Here is a 26911-nt window from a genome sequence, read left to right as displayed (position 1 = left end):
AATTAATAATATTTATATATTTATTAACTAAATACCAATAACATTGGTTTTCATAGATGCTTATGGTATAGCAGTTCTCTCGTTCATGGGACTGGTATTGTCTGTGGGAGTATTAACTTCCTTGATGGTTAAAAAAAGTAGTAAAAGATACATGGTTGCGGGAAAGAGCTTACCGTTAATATTTGTAGGAACAATGCTTTCAGCTCAATCAATCGATGGTAACTCTTCCTTGGGTAACGTGGCACTTGTTTATCAATTTGGTTTTTGGGCGGGCGCTGCAATACCAATCGGGTTGGCAACTACTTTAATAGTAACAGGAATCTTCTATGCAAAAAGGGTAAACAAAATGTCCATGCTAACCCTTCCAGATTTTTATTACCGAAGATATGGTGTTGGTGCAGAGGGGATGTCATCCATACTTTTGTCTTTAAGTTTCATAATATTAGTCGCAGGAAATTTTGCAGCAGGGGGATTTATACTGTCCACGGTCTTGCATATTCCACTTTTCTGGGGTATGTTAATTGTTTCATTGGCGGTATTGGTATATACGTTTGCAGGAGGGTTATTTTCTTCTGCGTATACAGATATTTTCCAGGTTTACTTAACTATCGGAGCATTCTGGGCTGCATTCCTGTATTTTGCCCTTGGATTTGGTGGGGTGGATTTAGGAACTATTCTGTCTGCCACGCCAGAGAGTTATGTGGATTTATCTGGGTTAACTGATCCTAAAAACGGTGCTTTGCTAAATTGGGCAGCAATTATAGCACTGGGCCTTGGCGATGTAGTAGCACTTGATTTTATGGAAAGGGTATTTTCAGCAAGAGATGGCAAGACAGCTCGAAGGGGTGCATTCATGGCTGGAATTTTAACAATTTCAATTATAGTGCCTACTAGTATGATGGGAATAATCGCGTTATACATGTTACCAAACATAGAAGATCCGTATACAGTATATCCTCTACTTGCTATCAACCTACTTCCGTTTCCAATAGGAGCTGCTCTACTTATGGGAGTTTTAGGCGCGTCTATGTCAACTGCTAACGGTGGTCTTCTTGCGATCTCAAGTGTTATAGCGCGAAACTTGATTCAAAGAGACATCCTTAGATCATTGTTCAAAAAAACCGGAATAACGGATAAAAAGTTACTGATAGTGACTCGATGTGCAACGATACCAGTAATGCTAACGGGTCTTCTCCTCGGGGCAGCAATCCCCCGTCCAGGCATTTATCTAATACTTGCATTCGATATAGTATTTGCAGGGTTATGGGCTCCACTTACATTAGGTCTGTTTTGGAAGAAGGCAAACTGGCCTGCTGCAATCACATCAATTGTGGTAGGATCCAGCCTAAGATTGGTATTATATTATATTACTCCAGTAGAGTATGCGGGAATAGATACTTTCATACCACCCATAGTATCGTTTGTTCTTTTCATAATCGTAGCATTGCTTACTCAGAAGAAGGATCCAGGATTCAAGCGATTTGGTGTTGTGGACTATGTACCCCCCGAGGAAGATGTTGTCAATGGTGAAGACTTGAAGAATTATGTACCTCCATCCAATGAAAAATAATTCACCATTTATTTTTTGAGTCCTTCAAAATAAGTTAATAAGCATACCAAAGTGAATAAAGGTGATGCCTACGAAGGGATATGCGACTATCGGGCTAAAACCATCTATACTAAACAAACTACAGAACTCCACAGATGAATATTACCCAGGAATGTTTCTTCCAAGTGCCCTAATAATTATGATGAATGAAATCAAACGTGGTCATTACTCGGTTGAAATGCATAATCTGAAATTAGACTTTTCGGGAGTTTATACTTCGCTAACAATTAGGATGGATGTAAAAACATGGTTAAAAGAAAACTATGAAATTCATAAAGACGAATATATGAGAAAATATAAATTAAAAAACTTTACCCAATTTGCAGGAATTTTTATGATAAATGTATTTGAATCCAAAGCTAAAACTAATAAATTCATTGTAAGATTGAAAGAGGCAGATTTTCTATGGCTTGAATACGAATATGATAAACGCAAAGAAGGATATAAGAAACAATTCGGAACAATTGATTTTGACAAGTTTGCAGATTTGTTCATTAAAGAATTATTTGAAAAGTTAAATCAGGCCAAAAAAATTTTAACTATGGATTGATATTCAATAATCCCCGAATATGCCAGGATAATAAATTAGTAATTAATTTATGGGTTTTTTCTTATTTCTCGAACATGTTTCAAAGTCTTTTGCTCACGTTCCTGTATATCACGTTCAATTTCTGGCTGAAATTTATTCTTCACTAACCAAGCCACAAGTCCACATACCCCTATGATTATCCCAATGGTTAAGGATTCGACAAACATCGCTAATTCTTTTGTAATAATTTTAGCTAAATATATATATTTTGTAATAAATTTTCAATATTTGTTATATAACTGAAACATGATCTACAATTCTTTTAATAGTATCTATAAATATTATATATATTATTGTTTAATGATATAATTTTTTGATCCTTATTCATGTTGCTAGAACTTCTAGACTGCCAAATACATAAATGAAAGAGTCTAAGTAATGATTTCCCTTGCTTTGACTTATTTCAAACATCAGCCTAATCATCAAAAAGAAAGAATGAGAAAATTAATGAATAGCCACGGATGAGTTATAGAGTGAAACTTACAAACGCCGAGATATCTGACATCCTTCGTAAGATTTCATTTCTACTAGGGTTGGATATTGAAAATGAGGATAACAAGAATAATTTAAATTTCAAAAATAGGGCATATATTAGAGCAGCTGAGCAAATCGATAATCTTCCTCTAAGTATCAAATCCCTGTATGAAGAAAGAGGAATCAACGGATTGTTACAAATTCCTTCTGTTGGTAAAGCAATTGCCTCAAAAATAGAAGAATATATCAAAACAGATAAGATTGAATATTACGAAATACTAAAATCGAAATACCCCATAAAGATAGATGATTTTGTGGGCTTGGAAGGAATAGGTCCGAAAACTTTGAGGGCAATAATTGACAGGTTACCCGTGAAAAATCTTAGCGATTTAGAAAGGGCTGCTAGAGAAGGAAAGTTGAATGGAATTACAGGAATTTCTAAAAAAAAGGAAGAAAAAATACTCAAGAGAATTGAATTGCATAATATAGGCAAAAAAAGGCATTTACTTGGAGACATTTATCCGTTAGTAAAACAAATAGAAAATTATTTAGCAAATTCGGAATATGTTTCTAGGGTAACAGCAGTAGGGTCATTCAGAAGAATGAAAGAAACGATCGGCGATATTGATTTTCTAGTGGTTTCAGAAAACCCGGACAAAATAATTAATTCATTCGTAAATATGCCAGAAGTTAAAGAAATCCTAAGCAAGGGCAGTACTAAAGCATTTATTAAATTCAATAATGGATTAGATTCCGATTTACTGGTCGTTCCTAAAGAAAGTTATGGAGCAGCATTGCAATATTTTACTGGAAGTAAGGAACATGGAATAGCATTGCGAAGATTGGCACAATCTAAGGCACTGCGGTTAAACGAATGGGGATTATTTGATACTAAATCCGATCGAAAAATATCAGGGGACTCAGAAGAACACTTGTACAATGAATTAGGGTTAGAATGGATCCCTCCAGAAATGAGGGAAAATAATGGTGAAATTGAGATGGCAAGTAAAGGCTCGATGGAATGGCAGGAAAAAATGAAAGGATTGTTAAGGTATGGCGATATAAAAGGAGACTTACAGGTGCATTCTGACAATACGGACGGTAAAATGTCCATAAAAGAAATGGCATATTTTGCAATGATAAATTTTGAACTTGACTATATTGCCATCACAGATCACACAAAAAGCCTACGAATCGCTGGGGGATTAGATGAACAGCAATTACTAGACCAAGCACAAAAGATACAAGAATTTAATGATTTAATAAAAAGCGGTACTTTCTTTGTAGATTTAAATAAATATGATGTAGAAAAATCATTAGGAAGGAAAACAAGTCGCAACGACAAAATTAGGAAAAAAAGTAAAAAGAATTCGAGGGACTTTAGAATACTTTCTTCAGCAGAAGTAAACATTCTTAGCGACGGTTCATTAGACATTCCAAACAACATTTTGGATAAATTAGACATAGTAGGTGCTGCAATTCATTCTAATTTTTCGCAACCAATAGAAGTACAAACAAATAGGCTAATTAGAGCAGCCCAAAATCCGAGTGTAGATATTATTTTTCATCCAACAGGCAGAATCATTAATAAAAGAGATGGTTATCCTGTTGATATTCCGAAATTAATGACAATTGCAAATGAAACGGGCACAATTCTGGAAATTGATTCTCATTATAACAGATTAGACTTACGGGATGATTATATAAGAAAAGCAATACAAAATGAAGTAAAATTGGTTATTGATTCGGATGCTCATCATCCCATTCATTATGCATTTTTGGAATTTGGGATAGGACAAGCAAGAAGGGGGTGGGCAGGAAGAAGGGATATTCTAAATACGTTACCTGCAACAGAATTACTCAAAAAATTGAAATAAAAGAACTATTCTCAATTTTCATCAAAATGACCTCTCCTTAACTCCTAAGCAAATTTCCTAAGTTATCAATCCCTGCTTCAATCATTGTAGACTGTAAATTCAAATAAGATCATTAACAAACACATTCAATTTGCAATGTATTCTAGGAACGGCGAGGAGATAAAAAAACGTATAACAGAAGGTTGGAAACAAATCTTAACCTCGAACTTTAATAATCTTTCAGAAAAAGTATCAGGCGGATCACCCCCCTCTGTATTTGTCAGCAGCTACGCCTATCCAAAAGTAAAAGTAGGTCCTCTTTTTTCACCATTGCAAACCGATACGGCAATATTGGATCATCCCGAAAAATGGGCAGGAAAAGCCATTGAGGAAATAATAAGGTATAAACTATCGCTAATTAGAGGCACACATTCAACACATGTAAAAACAAATTTGAATTCCGATCGCTATATTCAATCTTTACAGGAATTAACTATGGCAACTAAATCAACCGAAATAGAAGTTGCATTTGAGAGAAAACCCAAATTGAATATGGAAGAATTTGCATTAAGGACGACATCCGATTCAGACACGATCCATTTCGGGATGGCATCAAAATTAGAAGCTTTGAAATTACCCTCAGATATTTCTACTGACAAGAAAATTGAGAAAGCATTTTATGATAATGATTTTAGATCCATAGAAGCAATCAACTATTTGTACAAAGAAGGAATTGAGATAAGTAAAATTAATAAAATCCTCAGTTTAGGAATGATTGGAATTCAAAAAAAAAGAAGACTTGTACCCACCAAATGGAGCATTTCTGCAATTGATCAAATAATTTCATCCAATTTAATAAAAAAAACTAATACCTTTCGACCACTCGATCGAATTAAGATTTACAAGTATATGCATTTGAGAAATTATTATTCTATTATTTTAATCCCAGATGAATTATGGAGTTTTGAGATGCATGAAGCATGGATAAATAAAAAAGGTGCTGCAAAGATAGAAACAGATTCTGAGGATGCAAGAGGTCTGAAGAATTATCCAAAAATAGGTGGATCTTATTTTGCTGCCAGACTAGCTGTCATAGAATTTCTGCATAACCAAAAAAGAAGTGCGTCAGTAATAGTCCTCAGGGAAATACATCCAGAATATATCATCCCCGTTGGAGTCTGGCAAATAAGAGAAGGGATAAGAGAGGCTTTGAGAATGAGCGGCGCTAAATTTGATACTCTGGACATGGCACTATCATTCGCATGTAATAACTTAATCGTATCAAAAAATGAATGGATTAAAAATAGCGGTTTAATTAGAGCAAAAAAAAGTCAAGGCAGGATGACCGATTATTTCGATAGGGCTTCATACTAATATGACATTTTGCTAGAAATAGTAGACAAAGAATGACTGATTTGTGTGGCTAATATCAGCACATGTGTTTAAGTATTTAACAAACGCTATCATAAGAGGATAATATTCTAATATGGCTATAATACTACAATGTGAAAAATGTAGACAGATTAGTAAGAAGACTTATTGTGGAGAATGCAAAAAGTCAATTGACTACTTTGAAGTTTTTGAATACAAAAATGAGGCAACCGATCATGAAACTAGGAAACTAGTCGAAAGAATAAAGGCATATACATGGACCGATGTATTGAATTTCGTTAAGAATAAATATTTTCAAGAAGATAGCGATCTAAATATTAACTGCGAGAAGGATTTTGCATATATAGAAAGGAAAGCACCTCGAGATGTTTCTTCTTCTAATATGAATTCTATGATTGACCAGTTAGGATACAGGATATTTCTAAACAAAAATATCCCAATAGAATTAGATATTTCATCGACTCCTGGAAAATTAATCACAGATATTACTTAAGAAGCGGATATCATCCAATAGGTCTAAACCATGATTAAAGTATTGAAGCCATCTAAACAAGTGACAGGTAATAAGGTACAAAAATTCACCTATTATTGTAAAATTCTTTTAACTTGATTGAATTAACTCGATGAAAGAATGACATTACTTTAGCTACGGAGTTTAATGATAGGGATTATGAATGCTATAACCAACACCCCACCAAATAACCATGCCAAAGGATAACCAAATGTTTTTACCATGATAGAGAATATAAATGGAACCCAGAAAGCTCCAAGTAAAGATAATCCATTTACAAAACTAACAGCAAGAATTTCATACTTTGGTAAAGCCAGTCTCTCTACGGCCAATCTCCTTGCCAATGTATATGGAATTACAAATCCTCCTGACGCAAGAATCCCAATCATCAAAATTGAGGGTATTAAGAGATAAATATTAAGGAATGAAAAACAAATGATATTTACTGAAATCCCTATTCCACATATTAGTAACAGTAGTACATCATTATTAAAATTTTTTTTGTGAGATAATTTATCATAAATTCTACCAATAATAGGAGCAAATATAACGTTCATTATCAAGGTCGATCCGCCAATGAGACCTGCTATTGAAGAGGAAATTTCAAATTCGACCTTAAGAAATAGAATAATGAAAGTAGAGACTAAACTCCATGCTATCTGGAATCCAAGCAATGATAATCCTACATAAATCATGGGTTTACTCAACATGATAGATTTGAGAGCATCAGAATTAATTGCGAATGTAGAGATGTGACTTTGGATATTTTTGCTCAGAAAAATGGATCTAAAAAAAATATAAACCTTTTTCTGTAAAGTATCACCAGAATAATTATTTGAATCATCATAATTTTTTCTTTGGAGAGCACATAACAAAAACAATCCACTGAGTATTCCAATAATTCCACTGATCACAAGACTTGTTCTCCATCCAATAATCTCTGCGATGATAATCCAAACAAATATTCCAACGATTCCACCTAATGAATGGGCAGAATTTAAAATTCCAACACCTAGTCCTTCTGATCCTTTACCCAAATATTTTGAGATAAGAATAACGCTAGGACCAAAGAAAAATGCCATCCCAACTCCTACTAGGAATCTCAGAATTACCATCTGGTATATTTCTGTACTTAGCCCTGAAAGAAGAGAAGATATTGACAACAGCACTGTTCCAAAAAATATCATAAATTTTGCATTGTATTTTGCTGATAGTATTCCAGCTGGAATCTGAAATAGGCCAATCCCTATTAGAAAACCCGAAGTTACCAATCCCAGCATCGAAACGTCCTGTTTAAAGTCATTCAGGACTAGATAAAAAATAGAAGAGATATTAAACCAATTTACAGCATACATTATTCTAGCAAGTATTATGGAGGTAACAGGAAGAGAAAATACCTGCCTGAATGAAGACATATAGAAGTAAAACAAGGAATAACGTATTATTACTGTTCGGATCAACAATCGATCAAAAACCGAATTGTTCCATACTGCCAAGCGGCTGCAAACAGAATAAGATAACTAGTACAGTTTTGAAAGATTGAATATTTAATTTATTTTCCTAATCAGATCTCACATCCTGAAATCAAGTATATAGCGTACTGGCCAGATTTAGTATTTTAATGGGACAAACCCCCCCTTACCATTATCCACACAGTCACGATACACATACAAATTTTTTACAGACGCTGAAAGAAAGCAACTACTGATTTGAATAATTAGCAGAATACCTTTTTTATGCTGCAATATCTTATATAGCAGCATATGATACTTATACCTCAATAGGTTACCCAGACTAGGTTCATCAGCTAAGTATATGGAGTCAAAAGTAAAGAGGCCAGCAGGATATATGTATATTAACAATTGCACTAATCAATCAAATATTAATTATTTCTCAGGTATGTTAAAGTACATATAGTATATGAATTACAATATTATTATGGAGTGTCCCACATGTCAATCCCAACTTCATTCTAATATGAATAATGCGCTCGTTGGAAAAAATAAAAGAAATGCGAGTATTTTTGTTTATTTTCAAATATGTCCAGAATGTGATGAACCTATCATCGGTATCAAAGAGGCCGCTAGGGGAGAAGTATATATGAACCCCAATAATATAGAGGGTCTAGTCCTATTGAGAAAAGAACATAGAAGATGAGCGTATCGATATAAAATACAAAGGAAATAGAATTTAGCTTACATTTGAATCAAACAATAATTAATAAATTCAATTATTCAATTCTTTAGATATCAAAAATAGTAAAAATAATAAAGGATTCGATTAAAAACAATATTTTTAAACATCATAGTAAAACATAAATTGATTTATAACTGATTCATCGTTACCTATTTCCGCAATTTCCTTATTTTTAAGATCCGAATACGTACTGATTAAATCAGGATGAAAACAAAGGTTTAGATAATTTGAATCACTTTTCAAAGCAGATAATGCCTCCTCCAAACTACCAGGCAGAACATCAATACCCAGATTCTTCCTCCTTGAATCGGACATTTTGTAAATATCTTCACTAACAGGATTCCCTGGTTCAATTTTCCTATTTATCCCGTCCAATCCTGCTGCAACTATCGCAGAGAAAGCGAGGTATGGATTTGCGGAAGGATCGGGAGCGCGGTACTCAATTCTTTTTGAGCTTGAACTCTTTTTTTCGTTGATTGGCAGTCTAACTACGGCAGATCTATTTCCCCTAGCCCATGCAATATAAACAGGTGCCTCAAAGCCAGGTATAATCCTTTTATACGAATTTACAGTGGGAGTTACTATTGCCGATAATGATCTAGCATGATCTAAAATACCGCCTATAAAGTATCGCCCAGTTTGGCTCAATTCGGCGTAATCATCAGACTCGTCATAGAATAAATTTGCATTCTTACTTGTTGATTTTGTCCATAAACTTATGCTTACGTGCATACCCGACCCATTATCACTATTTTCATTATTCAGAGGATCGAAAATTGGTTTTGGCATAAAATTAGCAATCTTATTGTATTTTTTTGCCACATTTCTGACTACATCCTTATAAATCTGAACGTTGTCGGCGGATTGAGTCAAATAATCATGCATAAAATTGATTTCGATTTGGCCACTACTAGCAACTTCATGATTCATATTTGTCACATTGATATCATAATATTGTTTCAATATATTAGCAACCTCGAACCTAAATTCAATCAAAGAATCTTGAAATGTAGGAACATCATATCCAGATTTCTTACGGATAGGATATTTCCCTATTCCATATTGTTCCGAAGATAGGATTGAAACATCTTTCGCACGATTCCGACTATTTACATTATTACTTGCAGGATTATTCCTTTCCATATCAAAGATTATTTGATCAAATACAAAACATTCAACTTCAGCACCTATTTGACATGCAATCTGACTTATAGCAAGGTGATCCTCAAGAGTTTGTGAAACATTCCGCGGATCTTTTATAGATCTACCCTTATCAAATCCGTTGTAAACATCAGCAATAACTGTCATTATTTCATAGCTTGACAAAGGGATTTTCCTCAATGTTTTTCTATCAGGAAACAGCATCATATCAGACTCATCTATTGTTGAAAAGCCATTTACCGAAGAACCATCCAACCCTAATCCTTTTCTAAAAACATCTTGAATTAACTCTTTATCTATTTGAATATATTTTGCGAGAAACTTGCCTATAAGGTCAGTATATCTTATTTGCATAAAGTCTCGACCGGCAGATTCAGCAGTAATTCTTCCAGTCATAGTAGCATCATTCAAAAAACTTCTCCCTCAACAATCATAATACGTTATAGGATAAATAATTTTGTCAAGGTTATTCACAGTAAAAGATAAAAAATAACATTAATTTCATTGAATATTAGAAATAGTAGAACAATAGTATTAATTAACTTGGAGTTCGGTCAAAGGCAAATCAAAGGATACCTACAGAAAAAAGCAAATTCCTATGGTTGTTCTGAAAATATATTATAAGATGAATAGTAATATCTACGTGGAATCATCATCAGTCGTTGGCTCTTTGTTTTGAAATCAATTGTAATGTATAAATAATTTTCTGGAATGGATTTTTATCTTCTGATCGTATGCTCATTTACAAAAGAAAGAATATATAAAATATTGGCGGATTATATTTAGTGAAACTATGGAAAGATACGTTCTCCTGTATGTCTATCAATGATAAAAATAGCCTTAGTAGGGCAAGTTTGGGCTGCATCAAGTATAGTTTCAAAAGCTTCTGCGGTTTCTGAAATTACTACCGCTTTTGGATTTATTCGTCTGTTCTTTTCAACCACAAAAACCTTTGGAGCAAGTGTTTCACAACTTCCGAAAGCTAAGCACAAGGATGGCTCGACAATTATACGGTATCGACTTTCCAATGATGGATCGTTCTTTTCAAGTAGTGCAGCTTCATATCCAGTATTTAATCTATTTTGAGAATTAGCGTCATAATCATTATCGTAACTTACGGTCTGGCTACCCAGGTCATCCGAGGTGATACTTACTTGCCATTCATTTCGAATATAAGCTGAATCACTGTCACGATTTTGATCCGACCGATCTGATTGTCTTGGACGCTCTACAACAAGAGTTTCATCGTATTGTTGTCTTTTTCCGGGATCGGAAAGGATTTCGAATGCGATATTTATAGCCTTCATGATATCATCAGAAACTGTTGAGTTCCTATCTGGATGATATTTCCTTGCAAGTCGTCTAAACGCACTTTTGATCTCCCGCTGACTGGCATATCTTGATATCTCCAGAACCTCATAGTAATTAGCGTCACCCAAACAGTCTTACTAATTAACATATTCTATTCAATTTATATATACATACTTAATCGGATTTTATAGGTCTAGTCAATGTTATCAACTGGTTTAATAAGAAAATGAAGATCGAACATAGCCAGAATACTTTTACTCATCAAGATAACAGAAATAAATTAATCATGATAATTCTTTTTATAACCTCGGATCAATAATTTAGCTAAATTTTTTTGCTAACAATCATTTTTCATTATTGACCAAAGATACTAGACTGTTAAAAATGACAGATAGAGTATTAATTATGGATACAAAATATTCAAACTGTCTTTTAATTACATTTCAAACAAAAGATTATTCAATGCGAATTACCCATATATAGGGGATATCGAACGATGGCAAAATACGGAAATTCGGGCAGTCCTAGACAGAGTCTATTAACACGCATCATAGGGCATGTTATGCTTAGTTTTATCATTCCCTTTGTTTTGAAAAGGATTCAACATCGTATAATAAAAGAACAAATGACAAGGTGTGACCGTTGTAAAAGGAAAATGGAGACGATAAAAAGGAATGAATACTATTGTAAATATTGTAAGATCATTAAGATCGATGATCGGGAAGGTAACTAGTAGTTGTACATATTCTTGTACTTTATTTCTTATATTATCAATAGATCTGATACAACCAAATTAAATATATGCTAATTTTTCGATTCCCTTTTGTTTCGATTATTAACAAGATACCACAGCTCTTTAATACTAGAAGAATAAAAGGATAAGATCAAATCTCATAATTGAGAAGCAAAATAACGAATCAGAATATTGTCGTTATTGATTCTATGATATTGATTTTGTTGTTCGAGCTTTTAAATCATAATTTACGTTAAACATCGTTATTATGTCGCGGAAGTTTTCATTTGGGGAAAATCTGCAAATTGTGATCAAACGTCCACGGAGATGTAATTTGATTTCACATATGCCATTTAAAGGAGTAGCGACTGACTCTACATCAAACCTGCGTCTTAATTTTTCTTCTAATTTAGTCCTTATGGGATCATCGGCTAGGATTAAAATTTTTTGCATATTTATGTTTCAGAATTCTCGATAACAGAATAAATCTTAAAGTGACACGAAAAAATCCTTGCTCTAATATCTTTGAAGTGAAGTATTATCATGTTCGATTCTAGAAGAATAGAGTACTATGCAACAAGAATAAGTTATCTATAACTAATTTCCTGCGATAAATAAAGGAGGTAGAACAGATATTGTTAGTCAATTCTTAAGGAGTCAATCATAGAGTCAATATCCATGTTATTTTTCGATTGTCCTGTTTCCCCAACTGTATAGCCTACTACAAAGGCAGTTGAATTATCAACAAACAAAATTTGTGTTTGTGAATATGGATCGCTTGTAGATGAAACGTTATATTTTAACCCGCTCATATTACCGAGTAAAATCGGAAGATTATTTGATAATTTGATTGTAGGATCAGTCACTAATGAATTCCTTGTTAATTCGGCATATTTTTCAAGGGGCACAGGGAAAGGAAGTAGTTCAGACAATATTAAGAATGAAGAGCCATCCATGGATTCTGGGAGTAATAAAACTATAGGTTTTACAAGGTTAGAGTCTTGGTATAACCCAGTATCAGCGATGTCCTTATCCCCCAGTATTGCGTTAGTATATTCATTAGTAGTCACTTTCCAATTTGCGGAATACTGAAAAGTAATTCCTGTATGTGGATCTTGAAATGTGGTTTTGGTTACATTTGTTTGCCCCAAGGCAATTGGAAAAGCAAAAAGAAAAGAAATAAGCAATAAGAATAAAGGCATTGTAATAATTTTTTTCAACAATACAGGTTACCTAAAGACAGGTATTACTTATTCCTTTCTATACCTACAATGGGCACTATCCTATATCGATATTTATCCATTGTTCTGATATGCAAATAGATTACCAGTTTTTGTTCATGCTTTAGTCTAGTTTCTTTATTCTACGACGGAAATAATCTTCGAATCCTTCAATTTTGTTATATATCTACTTCCTCGTAACCTTAATCAGGCTTTTCTCCAAAGAGGAATGAATGTTAATCGTGACTCGAGAACTTTAGCCTATAGATATCAGGTAACGACTTCTGTTCATACTGGATGTTTCTATACCTATGAGTCAAGGACAGAGTAAACCTTTTTGCAATGAGCATGGTTATTTCTTTAGATATAGTTACTTTCAGAAGCCGCTACTACAAGACAAAGTCAGAAAATACAAGTATAGACGATTGTCAATGCACTCGGAAGGCGTTCCAATTCTTTTATTATGAATAATAAGAGAAATAAAGAATATTTAGCGATGAGGTTTTCTAAGTTAACAGTTTTGTAAACATGAAGACACTCACTTGATGTAAACTGATTGTGTGTCTTACTTGTACGATTTTTTGTTGTAATTGACTGTCCATGCGGATACCGCTCTACATATATCATTTTCACTTAGAAATGTGAAATTGTTAGTTGTTTGTCTGCTAGTGCATCTTAATCAACCATCTTAGTTTTGTTAGGTTTGTCTTGGAAGCCATCATCCTTAAGCAAGATGAACTAGTACTACAAGGAATCATAATACTCTCTTATATCCTGCTATACAGCCTGGTTTTTCCAGCTCAGTAATCAACCTGAAGACGAAACTATCTTAATACTGGTAAAAAAACACCACGGATAGCAAGGGCACTGAATGAGCGCCATCAGTTTACATACAGTGCAATCTAGTTTTTTTAACCGGTTACCACGAACTATTTATCTTGTGATTAAGTATTCTTTCCACTTATGTACAAGACATAGTGTTACAATAAGGCCTTTCATACATCCAAATCGAGTACCACAGGCACTTATCTTTATCATCATCCATCGTATATTATATGCTCGTATGTGTTCTATAGTTCGAAATTTTCAATAAAAAGAGAGCCAGTTTATCGATTTGTGGTTATTCCATAAAATTTATATCAATAGATATTAAAGTACATGGTAAGAAACGGTTAGTTTACCCTGTTAAAAAATTATTTATCTACGAACCTGATGGTTTAAGATGTCCTTTTAGACTCTAGTGCTCTGTTGTATACATTGATATATAATCTTGTAATCCACAGTCATTCGACATTACTCAAACCCTTTTCATGCGTGACGTCTCAAATACTATAACATACGAAAAGTTTGTATTCTAAAATTATTCACTTTTAATATTTACCTTTAAATTATATACTAGGTCAGTATGGGTCATGACGTCAAAAGTTGATGACACAAAGTCTTCAAAAACCGCTACGTTGAAGGTAGCTGAGGCAGAACAAAAAGATGTAGGACGAAAAATAGCTCGGGTAGATCCTGCTATTGCAGAGTCATTAAATATTGTTAGCGGTGATGCGTTAGAAGTATCATCTATTGGTAGGAAGACTACCGTCTTAAGCTGGCCAGCAAAGGAGAGTGATAGAGGTAGAGGATTGATCCGTATGGACGGGTTCATACGAAGTAGGCTGGATGTTGGCATCAACGACTTGGTTGAAATCAAAGTGGTAGAATCAAAAACCGCAAAAGACATTACCTTTGCGCCTACTGAACCTTTGCGAATAGTGGGTGCTGAAGAGTATCTGGCCGAATATCTAAATGGAACTTTGATGACTAAAGGCGATACAGTTCCTATCAATGTAATGGGTAGAAGAATTGATTTAGTCGTGATCTCGACTCACCCATCAGGTCCGGTCATAATTAGTGATACAACGGGTATACTAGTTTCAGAAGAGTCCTCAAAGGCCGTTCAGATCTCCCAAGAGGGCACGACTTCATCGATTACTTACGAGGATATTGGCGGTCTAGGAGACGCAGTAGCAAGGGTTAGGGAAATGATAGAGCTTCCTCTACGACATCCAGAATTATTTAAGAGATTAGGCGTAGAAGCACCAAAAGGTGTATTATTACACGGTCCGCCAGGAACTGGGAAAACGTTATTGGCTAAAGCCGTAGCAAATGAAACAAATTCCAATTTCTTTACAATTGGAGGACCAGAAATAATGAGCAAGTACCACGGGGAATCAGAAGAAAGACTCCGCAATGTATTTCAAGAGGCTGAGAAGAACGCGCCTTCTATAATATTTATTGACGAAATTGACTCAATAGCACCAAAACGAGAAGAAGTAACAGGAGAAGTTGAAAGACGGATTGTGGCTCAACTATTATCTGTAATGGATGGGATGAAATCAAGAGGTAAAGTAGTTGTAATAGCCGCTACAAATAGGGTAGATTCCATCGATCCTGCGTTAAGAAGGCCAGGCCGTTTTGACAGGGAGATAGAAATTGGAGTTCCTAATAGGGATGGACGATTGGAAGTATTAGAAATACACACAAGAGGTATGCCACTCGATAAGGATGTTGATTTACAAAGACTAGCAGATATTTCCCATGGTTTTGTTGGAGCTGATTTGCAAGCTCTTGCCAAGGAGGCAGCCATGCGTGCACTTAGGAGGGTTCTCCCCGAAATTAATCTCTCTGGCGAAAGTGTATCAGTCGACATTTTGAGAAAGATTATAGTTAGAATGCAGGATTTTATGGATGTAATTAAGGAAACAGAACCCTCTGCCATGAGAGAGGTGTTTGTAGAAGTGCCAGACATAAAATGGGAGGATATAGGTGGACTTTCCACAATAAAACAAGAGCTTCAAGAAGCTGTTGAATGGCCATTAAAATACTTGGGAGTTTTTACTTATGCAGATGCCACCCCTCCAAAAGGAATTTTATTATATGGTCCGCCAGGCACAGGAAAAACATTAATGGCAAAAGCAGCAGCAAACGAAAGTGAAGCAAATTTCATCAGTATTAAGGGGCCAGAACTACTTAGTAAGTGGGTAGGAGAATCAGAAAAAGGAGTAAGAGAGATATTCAGAAAAGCTAGGCAAGCTGCTCCATGTATAATTTTCTTTGATGAATTAGATGCTATAGCTCCAACTAGGGGTGATCACGGAGATTCCCATGTAACAGAGAGAGTGATCAGTCAATTTCTGACCGAGATGGACGGCCTCGAAATACTAACAAATGTAGTAGTAATAGGTGCTACCAATAGACCCGACATAATAGACCCTGCATTATTGAGACCAGGCAGATTTGATAGAATCCTGTATGTACCTCCACCTGACCGAGAATCCAGGGTTCAGATTATCAAGATTCATACAAAAAAGAAGCCATTAGCTGAAGATGTCAATATTGAAGAATTAGCCGATAAGACTGATGGATATACAGGAGCTGATATTGCTTCTTTATCTTCTGCAGCAGTAATGTTGGCATTGAGAGAACATATAACAAAATATCCCGATTCCAAGGAGGCAGAGAAACAAACAAAATATTTGAAAATAAATATGAAACATTTTGAAGATGCCATGAAAAAAATAAGACCATTATCAAAGCAGGAAGTAGATATGTATAAGAACGCGGCAAACAAATTTGGAAAAGTGGATTTATGATCCACTAAATTTTAAAGGATAATAATATTTCATCCCATTTTTAATATTGAATTCTCTTAAACGAATAAACCTTAATCTAGGTTGGAAATTAAAGGCAATAAGATACAGCAATCATTTTATTCATCACAGTCATCCAATTCAGTTTCCATGATTTAACTACATAGTCTAATGAATAAATCAAATGCTAGCTCAAAATTGAATTCATCTTTAGTTTAATATCGGCCCTGTAGGATATATTAATATCGATGCATTGACGACTCCATGTCTAATAATTTCTGAACTCTCTTTTCGATCGGTGGATGAGTTGAAAAGAGTTGTGTAAGAGTATCACCTGAAAATGCAGGAATGATGAAAAAGGCATTGTACCCCTCTATGTGTTTTAATTCCCTTGGTGGCACCTTATGCATGGTTCCACTAATTTTCAATAATGCATTAGCCAAACTGGCAGGTTTTCTAGTCATTTGGGCAGCGCCTCTATCTGCAGAATATTCCCTGTAACGCGAGATTGCCCTAATTATAAGAAAACTTACTATCCATGTTATTAATGAAACAAGAATTATGATTATAATAGAACTTCCATTATTTCTATCCCTTCCTGCGCCATATATTCCTCCAAAAAATCCGAATTGCATCATTTGCCATGCTATGGTTGAAAACAAACTAGCGAGTGTTATTACCATTACATCTCGATTTTTTACATGTGTTATTTCGTGTGCTAAAACTCCCTCTAATTCATCTGGCTCCAATATTTCTAACAGCCCTGTAGTAACAGCGATCACAGAACTACGATGACCTTTGCCTGTGGCAAACGCATTTGGAATTCGATTGTTTACAACAGCAATCTTGGGTTTAGGCAAATTATTGTTAGAAACTATATTTTCTACCATAGAGTGCAAACCTTCATACTGTTCCTTGGTAACTATTTTTGCTCCAGTACTCCATAGAACTAGTCTATCTGAAAAAAACCACTGAGCCAAAATAAAAACTGCGGAAATTACAACTATTGGAAAAAAACCTAGGCCAAAATAAGCCAAAACTGTGATAAATACGATATATAAAAGGGCTAAAATACTCAAGCAAATTATTATTCTTATTGTTATACCAGTATCCCTTCTTCTCCAAGAACTCCCCATTTTTCTATTTATATTGGGATGATTCGCTATTTAATCATAATATTTTTTTATTTCTTTGTTTTGTTTCATCTCGTGAGAAAGATAAATAAAATACTTCGTTAGCGATTCCGGAACTTCATAGTCAAATAAAATCATTCATAGCATATTACATGACTCAGAAATATTGCATGAGATTTTTAAAAATTGATCATGACTATTTGACTATCCCTCATCTAGAAAAATTTGAAATTCCTGCAGATATTCGTTAATAAAATTACTTAACGACCCTTTTTGTCTTTAGGCTATTCGGGATATGGAAATTCAAGGAACCGAGCAGTCTCTTTGCCAACAAGCGCTCCAAAAAGATGACTTACAAGGTATAAAGATAATCTTATGCCTGAAGCGACCCCCGCAGAAGTAAATATAGGTTCATCGATTGTAAAAATCACATCTTCTTGTACATCTGCTTTGGGTGCAGATTCGCGTAGAAAATTGTATGCTCTCCAATGAGTAGTAGCTTTTTTTCCGTCCAAAAGTCCCGCCCTTCCAATTAGACTCGATCCCGTACATACTGAGGCTGTTAAAATGGACTTTGCAGATAGTTTTGATATCTCTTGGATCAGTACATGATTATCTACCTCTCTGCGTGTGCCCCATCCGCCAGGTATAACAAACAAGTCCAAAGTTGGACAATCATCAAAAGTAAAATCAGGAATTAGCTTTAATCCTCCGACTGCAGTAACCGGTGTTTTTTTTTCCGATAATAGTAAAACTCGAAAGGGCGATGTGGTTTCATACCTTTTATTTTCATCAAGACGTGTCATCGAGAAAACTTCGAATGGGCCGGCAACATCCAAAACTTCTACGTCGTCAAATATCAAAATTCCAACTGTCTTTATATTAGAATTTTTTTTTTCCGTTGTAGATAACATATCTAAATGCATAATAACTCCACCTTTATTTTTCACTGTATAGATTCTAAAATTTCAATGAATTTGCAGGTTTTAGGTTTGACATCATTATGACGTAGTATAGTTCTGACGAGGTCAGTATTCGGTATGTATATTTGCACATGCAAACATCTCACATACTAATTTCTAAATTTTATTTTTTATGTCGACATCTGGCTGGTTTCAAATAGACTAATAATTATTTATACAGTATAGCCGAACTAGTATTATGAAAGTCCATGCTTTTGCTGCAGCCAAACAGGGATCAAAATTGGAACCTTTTGAATACCAACTGGGACCACTCGAACCTGATGAAGTCGATATAGATATTGAATATTGTGGCATATGTCATAGCGATCTACACATGCTCAAGAATGAATGGGGAATCACAAAATATCCATTTGTTCCAGGGCACGAAATCATAGGAAAAATTTCAGCAGTTGGAAAGATGGTAACTCATTTAAAAACAGGTCAACGAGTTGGAGTAGGATGGAGATCGCGTTCATGTCAAACATGTGAACAATGTTTGAGTGGCTATCATAACAGATGTTTGACTGGAGAAGATGTCATTGTAGGTAGACACGGTGGATTTGGAAACAGAGTCCGTTGTCAAGCCTTATGGGCGTTTCCACTCCCAGACAAGCTAGACATTAAAACAGCAGGGCCACTCTTTTGTGGGGGTATTACGGTATTTAACCCCATTATTCAAAATAAGATCAAGGCTACAGATCATGTGGGAGTGGTAGGGATAGGAGGACTGGGCCATATGGCTCTCCTGTTTCTCAAAGCGTGGGGATGTGAAGTTACAGCTTTCTCTACTAATCCTAAAAAAGAGAAAGAAGCGCGTAAATTTGGTGCACATCATTTTATAAATTCAAATAATTTGGACAGCTTGAGCTCATTAACAAATAGATTTAATCTCATTATTGTAACGGCAAATGTTGAGATAGACTGGGACGCTTATATCAATACTCTAGCCCCTGGGGGAAGATTGCATATTGTTGGTGCCGTTCCACAGGTAAGGGCCACTATATCTCCCTTGATTTCTCACGAAAGATCAATTGGAGCATCTCCTACTGGAGGTCCTGGGGTTATCTTGAGTATGCTTGGGTTTTGTGCCCGACATCAAATCAACCCACTAGTTGAGGAATATCCATTATCCAAAGTCAATGAAGCCTTTGAACATTTAGAAGCAGGAAAAGCAAGATATCGTATCATATTAAGAAATGATCTAACCTAGTCAATTATTGAAGAATTCTTATTTCTATCGATGTACGGATATCCTATTCCAATCAATCAATTTCTAACTCACTCTCTTCTTATTTTAGGAAATTTATTCAAATAATAGCAGAGAAAAAAAATAATATCCTACACGTACAATTAATTCTTAATCCACATGTTTTCTTCAAAAATTCCAAGCCTTGGCTTAATTAATGTTCAATAAGCAACTGATTTTATTGGTAGTACTACAACTTCTTGATAACGATGCAGATGAGATTAATTTTAATTACGTTTAGATGGTAAGATCAGTGTAAACTTTGAACCTTTAATTTTGTTATTACTATCGTAACAATTTTCAGCCCATATCATGCCTTTGTGTGCCTCGATTATTTTTTTTGAAATGTACAATCCCAATCCGGTTCCTTTATGAGATTTTGACACAAACTTTGTGAAGAGATTAGGTAAAACTTCTGGATCAATCCCACTGCCCGAATCACTAACGGTCAACACAACTTCATGGGTTGTCATGTTCTCACTTAATCTCAAAGTGATTGTACCTCTTTCTGTAAATTCAATTGCATTCTCTAAGATATTCATGATGACTTGAATAATTCGTGTTCTATCCGCAAATACATTTCCAAAATTTTTGCTGCGTTCAGATTTTACATTATTGAAATCATCGAGTCTGGAATCGTAAAGGATTTCCAATTGATTTCGATTTAAGAGATTTATAGTATTATTGTATTCTCTTACAATTTCTATTACAAGTTTCTCTAAATTAAAATTTTCTTTATTGAGCATCAATAATTCATTTTCTAATTGGGTAACATCCAATACTTTATCAATTAATCGTGCAAGCCTCTTTGTGCTCTGATTCATAGTAACTATAAATTTGCTATAGCTTTCGATGTCACCCTTGGTATTCATCAAGATATCGGAAAAACCCAATAATGATTGCACTGGAGTTCTGAGTTCATGTGCCGCAATATTAATAAATTCTTTCTGCAATCTGTCTTGTACTTTTAATTTATCATATAGTTCGGCTTGATTCCAAAGAGCTTCAAATATAGACGCATAGGATTTAGAAATTCTGGCACTATTAGAATAAGAGGAAAGTCCAATAGATTCGACCATGTCAAGCGAAGATATATTTTTTGATTCGATTATCAATGATTTATTCTTATCAATAATTAAGAATCCTATCTCAGTGAATAACTTGCTATTTAGAATTTTCAATCTAAAATTTTCAATATCCCTAAATTGAAATTCCAATGGGACCTCGTCATAGTTAGAACTACCAGGAATATTTCCATTAAATTTATTAAATATTGTCAATATCTTGTGCGGTATTTCATTATTAGTTTCCTCTACGACAAGGATTCTGATATTTACATTCCTTTTTGATAAAGACACATTCTTTATAAACTCCATCATTCCCGATTCGACCTGTCTCAAAAATGAATTAAAATTGGGAAGAATAGCTAAAATTTCATATTTAGCAGAGGATATCAAAGTACGAATCAATTTCACTGATTCCTTGGGATCATCTATGGTTTCTATAAACGATAATTCAGTTTCCTCTTCCAATGATTTTATGACTCTTTCCGGATCTTTACTATTTTTCCATAGCTCTTCAAATACATTCGTGAAATGACTCAGATAAGATGGATCATTACTATACAAAACACTATCACTAGGATCGTTTTTTTCTGTTCTCTTAACAGCAATAATAAGATCCGAACTAGTGACAGTGAAGTCGATAGAAGATATATCTTTGTTATGTCTAATTTGTAGTCCTAAATCTAAGAATTCTTTAACTGTTTCTACATTATTTCTATTGATTTCAACAAGAATACGTATTTGTTTATGTGCATTAATTCGCTCATTTGTTAATGCATGTGTTATAGAATCTACAAGATAATTCTTGTGAATCCTTAAACAGTCTATAGATGTACAAATATTAACTTCAGAAGAATTCCGTATTATCCGTTCTAACTCAGTTTCTATTAAGGAATCACTAGATTCTGTAATCAGTTTTGTTTCATAAGACTCGATCCCTTCTTTTAACTCCTTAATCTTTTTTTGGGCAAGTGTAGCATTTTTCCATAAAGTATCAAAAATAAACTGCCCTTGTGCAACTACTTCATCTACGTTGCTGTAGATTACCTCAGTTAATGGCTGCGCTTCTTTAAGTACTGTAGTAGCCATATACTCGGATTCATTTATAGCGATTCCGCCTTTAAGACCATCCATGTGTCTTAATTCAGTTACTTTTTGCACCAAGTCCTCGCAATAGTGTAGATTCTCTTTTGTAATTTCGGTTATACATCTAATTTTTCCGCCTCTTTTTATAATATCCGCATAACCATTGTAGTATTGGGGAATTTCAATTACTATTGAAGGAGCCCTATGATCAAATGTAATATCCATCCTATGATTAACATTTCTCATAAATTCTACTCCTTTTCCCACCGCATTTTTAGATCCATATAATATTTGCGTATTCTTATGCAGATGAAGGCCATGAGTAGGTAATGACTTTCCTTCTAATTTACCCGAATCCAAGGATATACAAAAAGTTACCCAGCAGGTATATAAAACCATTTGAATAGATCATAGAAATCTAGTTAAAAATTTCTTAAAAAGAATTTGTTAAAGAAATATAACACATTCACTCAACTATATATATGATTTTTCATAAATGAATATTATAGTAGACGCAGACTGGTTGACTTCACATATAGAAGATGAAAATTTGACTATAATTGATTCCAGGGGCATTATGCCCTTTAGATTCAGTCATATTAAGAATGCGATACCAATGAGTGTAGAAAATGTTATATCAATCGATGAAAATGGGTCTCATTTAGTCATTGCACGCCATGTGGCTGAGCAAATATTTACTGACATGGGTATTGATGACACCAAACTAGTCATCGTATACGGTGATTATCCAGACCCTTCCCTTGCAAGAATTGTTTGGACACTTATTTATTTTGGACACAAGAATGTAAAAATTTTAGACATCGGTTTTGAAAACTGGGTACGTATGGGATATCCTATAACAACGGACCATAAATCCAAGAATTCAGCTACAAAATCAGACAAAGGATTTGTTGCACGTATTAATGCAACTGAGAGAGCGGATGCACAATTAATTTATGAAGAGAAAGACAAGCCTGAAACTATCATAATTGATGCACGCTCGCCTCAAGAACATTTCCAAGCAAGAATTCCAGGATCAATCCTGCATAATTATGAAGAGGGGTTTGGAGACAGAGGAAAAATGATCAAAGATGTAGAAATATCAAGGCAGGATTTTGAAAAAATAGGTATCACCAAGGACAAACAAATCATATGCTATTGTCACTCTGGAATTAGAGCAGCACATACCTATTTACAACTAAAACAAGCAGGTTTTGAGAATGTAAGACTGTATGATGGTTCTATCATAGATTGGGCCAAGCGCAAATATCCTTTGCGATAAAAATTATCACCTGATTTTGCATTGGATCTTGATAGTTATGAATCCTTTCGCTACTCATAGAAGCACTCATAGAAGCAATCAAACAATAATGACAGGAAAATATCTTTATGGATTAATAAATTAATTAATCAAAAATCTGCGACTACTGGAATCCCGTCATTGTTAATTTATCTTTTTGGTCTATTCAAAGACTTATAGGGATATGGATTTGCTATCTAGTTAACTTATTTGGTCACAAATTGAAGTATAAGTTTTTGACGACTAGATACACCTCTATAACTTGGCATCAATGATCGACTTTGCCTTTACAAATATTTGAATCCACATGGGCCACGTTAAAGTCCCTGTATTGGTATTTCTCCTGCTTGGATGATATGAAACGATCAAAGTCGTAGTAGAATCAATTTGGTAAACGCTATCATGTTTGAATTTCAATCCCCTTATATTATTCAATTTGCAATAGGTATCAAAAGCCATTTTGCCTAAAGTTATGACTACTACTACAGTACTTTTTAACAGATTCAACTCGTTTTTTAAAAAGAGAGAACAATTAGAAATTTCTGTATTCGAGGGTTTATTCATTGGAGGAGCACACTTTACTATAGAGGTAACGTATGCGTCTGATAAGAGCAATCCATCATTAATAGACACACTATGTGGGCGATTAGCAAAACCAGTTTCAAACATTGCTTTCATCAACCATTCGCCGGAGCTATCTCCTGTAAACATTCTTCCTGTTCTGTTACCACCATTGGCTGCTGGTGCTAAACCAATTATCAACAATCTCGCTTTAGGATCGCCGAAGGAGGACACAGGTTTTGCCCAATAATTGTGCCCTCTATATCTCTGCGGCCTATCGTCACTCACTTTGCGAATATATTCCTGAAGACGAGGACAAAGGTTGCATGCAGAGATTTGTTCATTTACTTTATCTAATGACAATTATGTTCATCCGTCTTTCTTTTTTTCATTTTAGTATACACCAATATTCAATATAGTTCTTTACTATTGATTTGAATATAGATTTTGTATGTAATGTATTTACGATTTGTATGCTAACATACAATGTTATTGCCCAAACAATCAAGATAACCAGCATTAAAGCAAATTATTATTGACAAATTTCATAAGAAAATGAAAATTTATTGATTCGATTTTGGATCCAATCTTCAAGGTGGATTTCTGTTATTATCAAATGAAAGTAAAGCTAAAAATTTGAATTCAAAACAGAAGTATTAAATATTAAAAATTACTATACCTACTATGCATCCGCTAATTGAATTCCAATACTGGACAGTTACTGAGTTTGTAAGACAGTTGATTGAAGGCAATGTGATTTCGACAATTGGAGATAAGAACGTAGATGATTTAGATAAGAAAGTACTTCAATGGATAGAACGAAGCTATGAAAAAGACTTTGATGTGCATGATGATGGAAAGTTACAAGATCTTACTAAGGAAATATTTGAGCAAATCGTTTTTCTTAGACTTACAGGATTATTATCAGGGATTTTGTCCATACACAAATTTGGCAAATCTTAATTCCTAATTGCAGCCCCTTTTTGAAATAGTATCTTATAAGTAGGTACAAAAGTTCGTAGCAAAAGTCAAATATTAATTTGAAGTATAAAATCAGCATTCCTTACAAGTATAAAAGCGAATGAGAAGAGTGTAGTGTTTGATGGAAATGAATTATTTGAATTGGGTATATCATAGATTATTTGCCTATATACAAACTCTTTTTAAAAATCAGTAATTAAAAAAAGTATAGGACGTTATAGGAACATATTCAGAGTTAAGATTGTCTTTATCTTGCATTCTATCTGGATTATCATCAAGTGTCTGAGCATAAACAACCATTGTCAATATTTTATTTTTTATGTTTAAAGTATCTGGAAGCTGAAATTCCAAATCAATATTATCCTTGTTTAAATCCCACTTTTTCGCTTCTATTATCTTGTAGGAATCATCATGTTCTTCCTGTATATATTGCAAGTCTGAAGGTAGTGGTTTAGATACCATTAATTTAAGATCTCCAAAATCGTAACTATTTGTGTCTGCATTTTTTTCATAACTTAGTTTGGTTGGATACTCGTCTAAGAAAAATGAAACATGATTTATGACAAAATTAAACTTATTTTGGTTATTGATTTTAGCTTCCAAGATTATATCTTCATTATTTTTTAGGATTTTAAGGTCTGAATTTAGATAGTGGTTTTCAAAATTCTGCACCATGACAAAATAATACTTGTTAAATGCGATGCCAATGCTCACGTGGGTATGAAACTTGTTTAAAATATTATTTTTGTGTCCGTTGTTGCAACAATCCTCATCATTATACATCATTGAGTATTCCAAGTCACTAATTGCCTTGTATTGATCGATGACCGGACAGTAAAACCGCTTGTAATCATAACATAAATCAGATGCTTTATAGTAGTTGTGGCCATCATCTGAAAGCACATAACTTATCTGACCTACGTTTTGTTGAACGTAGCCAGTACCGTTATACAAGGAATACAGCATATAGGGTTTAAACCCGTTCATTGTCATGTGAGATATAGTCTTTGTCTGTAACAGCTCATTTGCGTGAATTTGGGCAGCTGTGTTATTACTTTCTAACAACGGCGAGAGACCATGCTCTGCCCGATCCTCATTTATCTGGGATAATGCAAAACTCTTTAATGCTTGCATATTGCCTGAAGAATCATTATAGTTAAACGAAGAGAAGGGATTTGATGCGTTTGATAAAGGCACATTATGAATAAGTAAAGAAATAACCAAAAGGAAACCAACTAACAATGGTTGGTACTTATAAGGCATATGCAATGACTTTACATAAAAAATAATATTTTTATTTTTTGTATTATTCATACAGTAAAATCTTCTTAATTTTTTTCTCTATTTCCATCTTATATACCAGTAATTTATTTATCTGATCCAACAAGAAATTAGGTCTACTCATCTACAGATTTATTTGATAAGTATTTCATAGTTTGAATTTTTCTATATTCAAAAATTTTCCTTAAACTATTTTCCACATATCCTTCCATCAATTTTCCTAAAAAGAAAAAAGGTAATTCGAATTCAATCTTATCTGTAACTACTGTTTGATTTTTTCCAATCTCTGAAAATAAATGTACATGTTTCCATTTTTTGAATGGTCCTTTTACCATTTCATCTATATACTTATATTTAGATTTATCAACCAAAGATATTTTTGAATACCATTTGCTGTTATAAAGGGCTAACCTCCCCGATACTGTTATTCTGAGACCTTCGACAATTTGTCTATCAGAGGTTTCGATAATCTTTAATTTTAGGTTGGGTGGTGTAACTATTTCTAAATGATTGATATCGGTGTAGAAATTCCAAACTTCATCTACGCCATAATTGACCAGGAATGATTGTTCAAAGGATTTCAATTTTCAACACATCACCACCAAAT

The 26911-nt window shown here is 34.2% G+C and carries 21 protein-coding genes; 10 read left to right on the top strand and 11 right to left on the bottom strand.

Annotated elements, in window-relative coordinates:
• Positions 1–43 precede the first annotated feature (43 nt).
• Together AB0A59_RS02580 and AB0A59_RS02575 are read left to right on the top strand one after the other, a co-directional pair.
• Entirely contained in the window at positions 44–1570 is a 1527-nt protein-coding gene (locus AB0A59_RS02580; RefSeq protein WP_458746216.1) for a high affinity choline transporter 1, read from the top strand.
• Positions 1571–1634: 64 nt separating this feature from the next.
• Complete coding sequence (locus tag AB0A59_RS02575) at positions 1635–2159, top strand: hypothetical protein (protein ID WP_458746214.1); 525 nt, start codon at positions 1635–1637, stop codon at positions 2157–2159.
• A gap of 47 nt (positions 2160–2206) precedes the next feature.
• Here AB0A59_RS02575 and AB0A59_RS02570 read toward each other — a convergent pair whose 3' ends face one another.
• Positions 2207–2365 (bottom strand): hypothetical protein, encoded by a 159-nt coding sequence (locus tag AB0A59_RS02570; RefSeq protein WP_458746212.1) that lies wholly within the window; start codon positions 2363–2365, stop codon positions 2207–2209.
• 306 nt (positions 2366–2671) lie between these two features.
• Here AB0A59_RS02570 and AB0A59_RS02565 point away from each other — a divergent pair, with 306 nt between their 5' ends.
• From AB0A59_RS02565 to AB0A59_RS02555, 3 genes are all read left to right on the top strand, one after another.
• On the top strand, positions 2672–4549 hold the full coding sequence (locus AB0A59_RS02565) for a helix-hairpin-helix domain-containing protein (RefSeq protein WP_458746211.1): 1878 nt from the start codon (positions 2672–2674) through the stop codon (positions 4547–4549).
• 135 nt (positions 4550–4684) lie between these two features.
• The gene (locus tag AB0A59_RS02560) at positions 4685–5902 is read left to right on the top strand and encodes a hypothetical protein (RefSeq protein ID WP_458746209.1); all 1218 of its coding nucleotides are present in this window, start codon (positions 4685–4687) and stop codon (positions 5900–5902) included.
• 112 nt (positions 5903–6014) lie between these two features.
• On the top strand, positions 6015–6413 hold the full coding sequence (locus AB0A59_RS02555) for a hypothetical protein (RefSeq protein ID WP_458746207.1): 399 nt from the start codon (positions 6015–6017) through the stop codon (positions 6411–6413).
• Positions 6414–6562: 149 nt separating this feature from the next.
• Here AB0A59_RS02555 and AB0A59_RS02550 read toward each other — a convergent pair whose 3' ends face one another.
• On the bottom strand, positions 6563–7846 hold the full coding sequence (locus AB0A59_RS02550) for an MFS transporter (RefSeq protein WP_458746205.1): 1284 nt from the start codon (positions 7844–7846) through the stop codon (positions 6563–6565).
• 505 nt (positions 7847–8351) lie between these two features.
• Between AB0A59_RS02550 and AB0A59_RS02545 the strand changes: the two genes are divergently transcribed.
• A complete protein-coding gene (locus AB0A59_RS02545; protein ID WP_458746204.1) occupies positions 8352–8588 on the top strand; it encodes a hypothetical protein in 237 nt (78 codons plus the stop codon).
• 138 nt (positions 8589–8726) lie between these two features.
• Here the strand turns inward: AB0A59_RS02545 and glnA are convergent, their stop codons facing one another.
• The 3 genes from glnA to AB0A59_RS02530 form a co-directional block, all read right to left on the bottom strand.
• Positions 8727–10199, bottom strand: coding sequence for a type I glutamate--ammonia ligase (glnA, locus tag AB0A59_RS02540; RefSeq protein WP_458746202.1), 1473 nt, complete (start codon positions 10197–10199; stop codon positions 8727–8729).
• Positions 10200–10579: 380 nt separating this feature from the next.
• On the bottom strand, positions 10580–11227 hold the full coding sequence (locus AB0A59_RS02535; protein ID WP_458746200.1) for a ferredoxin: 648 nt from the start codon (positions 11225–11227) through the stop codon (positions 10580–10582).
• A 1243-nt stretch (positions 11228–12470) separates the two neighbouring features.
• Entirely contained in the window at positions 12471–13034 is a 564-nt protein-coding gene (locus AB0A59_RS02530) for a hypothetical protein (protein ID WP_458746199.1), read from the bottom strand.
• Positions 13035–14464: 1430 nt separating this feature from the next.
• Between AB0A59_RS02530 and AB0A59_RS02525 the strand changes: the two genes are divergently transcribed.
• Positions 14465–16693, top strand: a complete 2229-nt coding sequence (locus AB0A59_RS02525; RefSeq protein ID WP_458746197.1) for a CDC48 family AAA ATPase — start codon at positions 14465–14467, stop codon at positions 16691–16693.
• Between the two features lie 236 nt (positions 16694–16929).
• On the opposite strand, the gene htpX is transcribed toward AB0A59_RS02525, so the two are convergent.
• Both htpX and AB0A59_RS02515 read right to left on the bottom strand, forming a co-directional pair.
• Positions 16930–17826: a zinc metalloprotease HtpX gene (gene htpX, locus AB0A59_RS02520; protein ID WP_458746195.1), complete on the bottom strand. Its 897-nt coding sequence runs from the start codon at positions 17824–17826 to the stop codon at positions 16930–16932.
• A 281-nt stretch (positions 17827–18107) separates the two neighbouring features.
• Positions 18108–18749, bottom strand: coding sequence for a DJ-1/PfpI family protein (locus AB0A59_RS02515; RefSeq protein WP_458746193.1), 642 nt, complete (start codon positions 18747–18749; stop codon positions 18108–18110).
• A 235-nt stretch (positions 18750–18984) separates the two neighbouring features.
• On the opposite strand from AB0A59_RS02515, the gene ahr reads away from it, so the two are divergent.
• A complete protein-coding gene (gene ahr / locus AB0A59_RS02510; protein WP_458746191.1) occupies positions 18985–19995 on the top strand; it encodes an NADPH-dependent aldehyde reductase Ahr in 1011 nt (336 codons plus the stop codon).
• A gap of 263 nt (positions 19996–20258) precedes the next feature.
• Here the strand turns inward: ahr and AB0A59_RS02505 are convergent, their stop codons facing one another.
• Complete coding sequence (locus AB0A59_RS02505; RefSeq protein ID WP_458746190.1) at positions 20259–22580, bottom strand: ATP-binding protein; 2322 nt, start codon at positions 22578–22580, stop codon at positions 20259–20261.
• Between the two features lie 124 nt (positions 22581–22704).
• Here AB0A59_RS02505 and AB0A59_RS02500 point away from each other — a divergent pair, with 124 nt between their 5' ends.
• Positions 22705–23463 carry a sulfurtransferase gene (locus tag AB0A59_RS02500; RefSeq protein ID WP_458746188.1) on the top strand — a complete coding sequence of 253 codons (759 nt, stop codon included), beginning with the start codon at positions 22705–22707 and terminating at the stop codon, positions 23461–23463.
• Between the two features lie 273 nt (positions 23464–23736).
• Here AB0A59_RS02500 and AB0A59_RS02495 read toward each other — a convergent pair whose 3' ends face one another.
• Positions 23737–24405: a uracil-DNA glycosylase gene (locus tag AB0A59_RS02495; protein WP_458746186.1), complete on the bottom strand. Its 669-nt coding sequence runs from the start codon at positions 24403–24405 to the stop codon at positions 23737–23739.
• Positions 24406–24726: 321 nt separating this feature from the next.
• Between AB0A59_RS02495 and AB0A59_RS02490 the strand changes: the two genes are divergently transcribed.
• Positions 24727–25005, top strand: coding sequence for a hypothetical protein (locus tag AB0A59_RS02490; RefSeq protein WP_458746185.1), 279 nt, complete (start codon positions 24727–24729; stop codon positions 25003–25005).
• A gap of 207 nt (positions 25006–25212) precedes the next feature.
• On the opposite strand, the gene AB0A59_RS02485 is transcribed toward AB0A59_RS02490, so the two are convergent.
• Together AB0A59_RS02485 and AB0A59_RS02480 are read right to left on the bottom strand one after the other, a co-directional pair.
• Positions 25213–26337 carry a CAP domain-containing protein gene (locus tag AB0A59_RS02485; RefSeq protein ID WP_458746183.1) on the bottom strand — a complete coding sequence of 375 codons (1125 nt, stop codon included), beginning with the start codon at positions 26335–26337 and terminating at the stop codon, positions 25213–25215.
• 83 nt (positions 26338–26420) lie between these two features.
• Entirely contained in the window at positions 26421–26888 is a 468-nt protein-coding gene (locus tag AB0A59_RS02480; protein ID WP_458746181.1) for an SRPBCC family protein, read from the bottom strand.
• Positions 26889–26911: the final 23 nt, after the last annotated feature.

Source organism: Candidatus Nitrosocosmicus sp. T, from assembly GCF_054408485.1.
The sequence above is the reverse complement of the archived record's forward strand: the minus strand, read 5'-3'. Positions and strand labels throughout refer to the sequence as shown.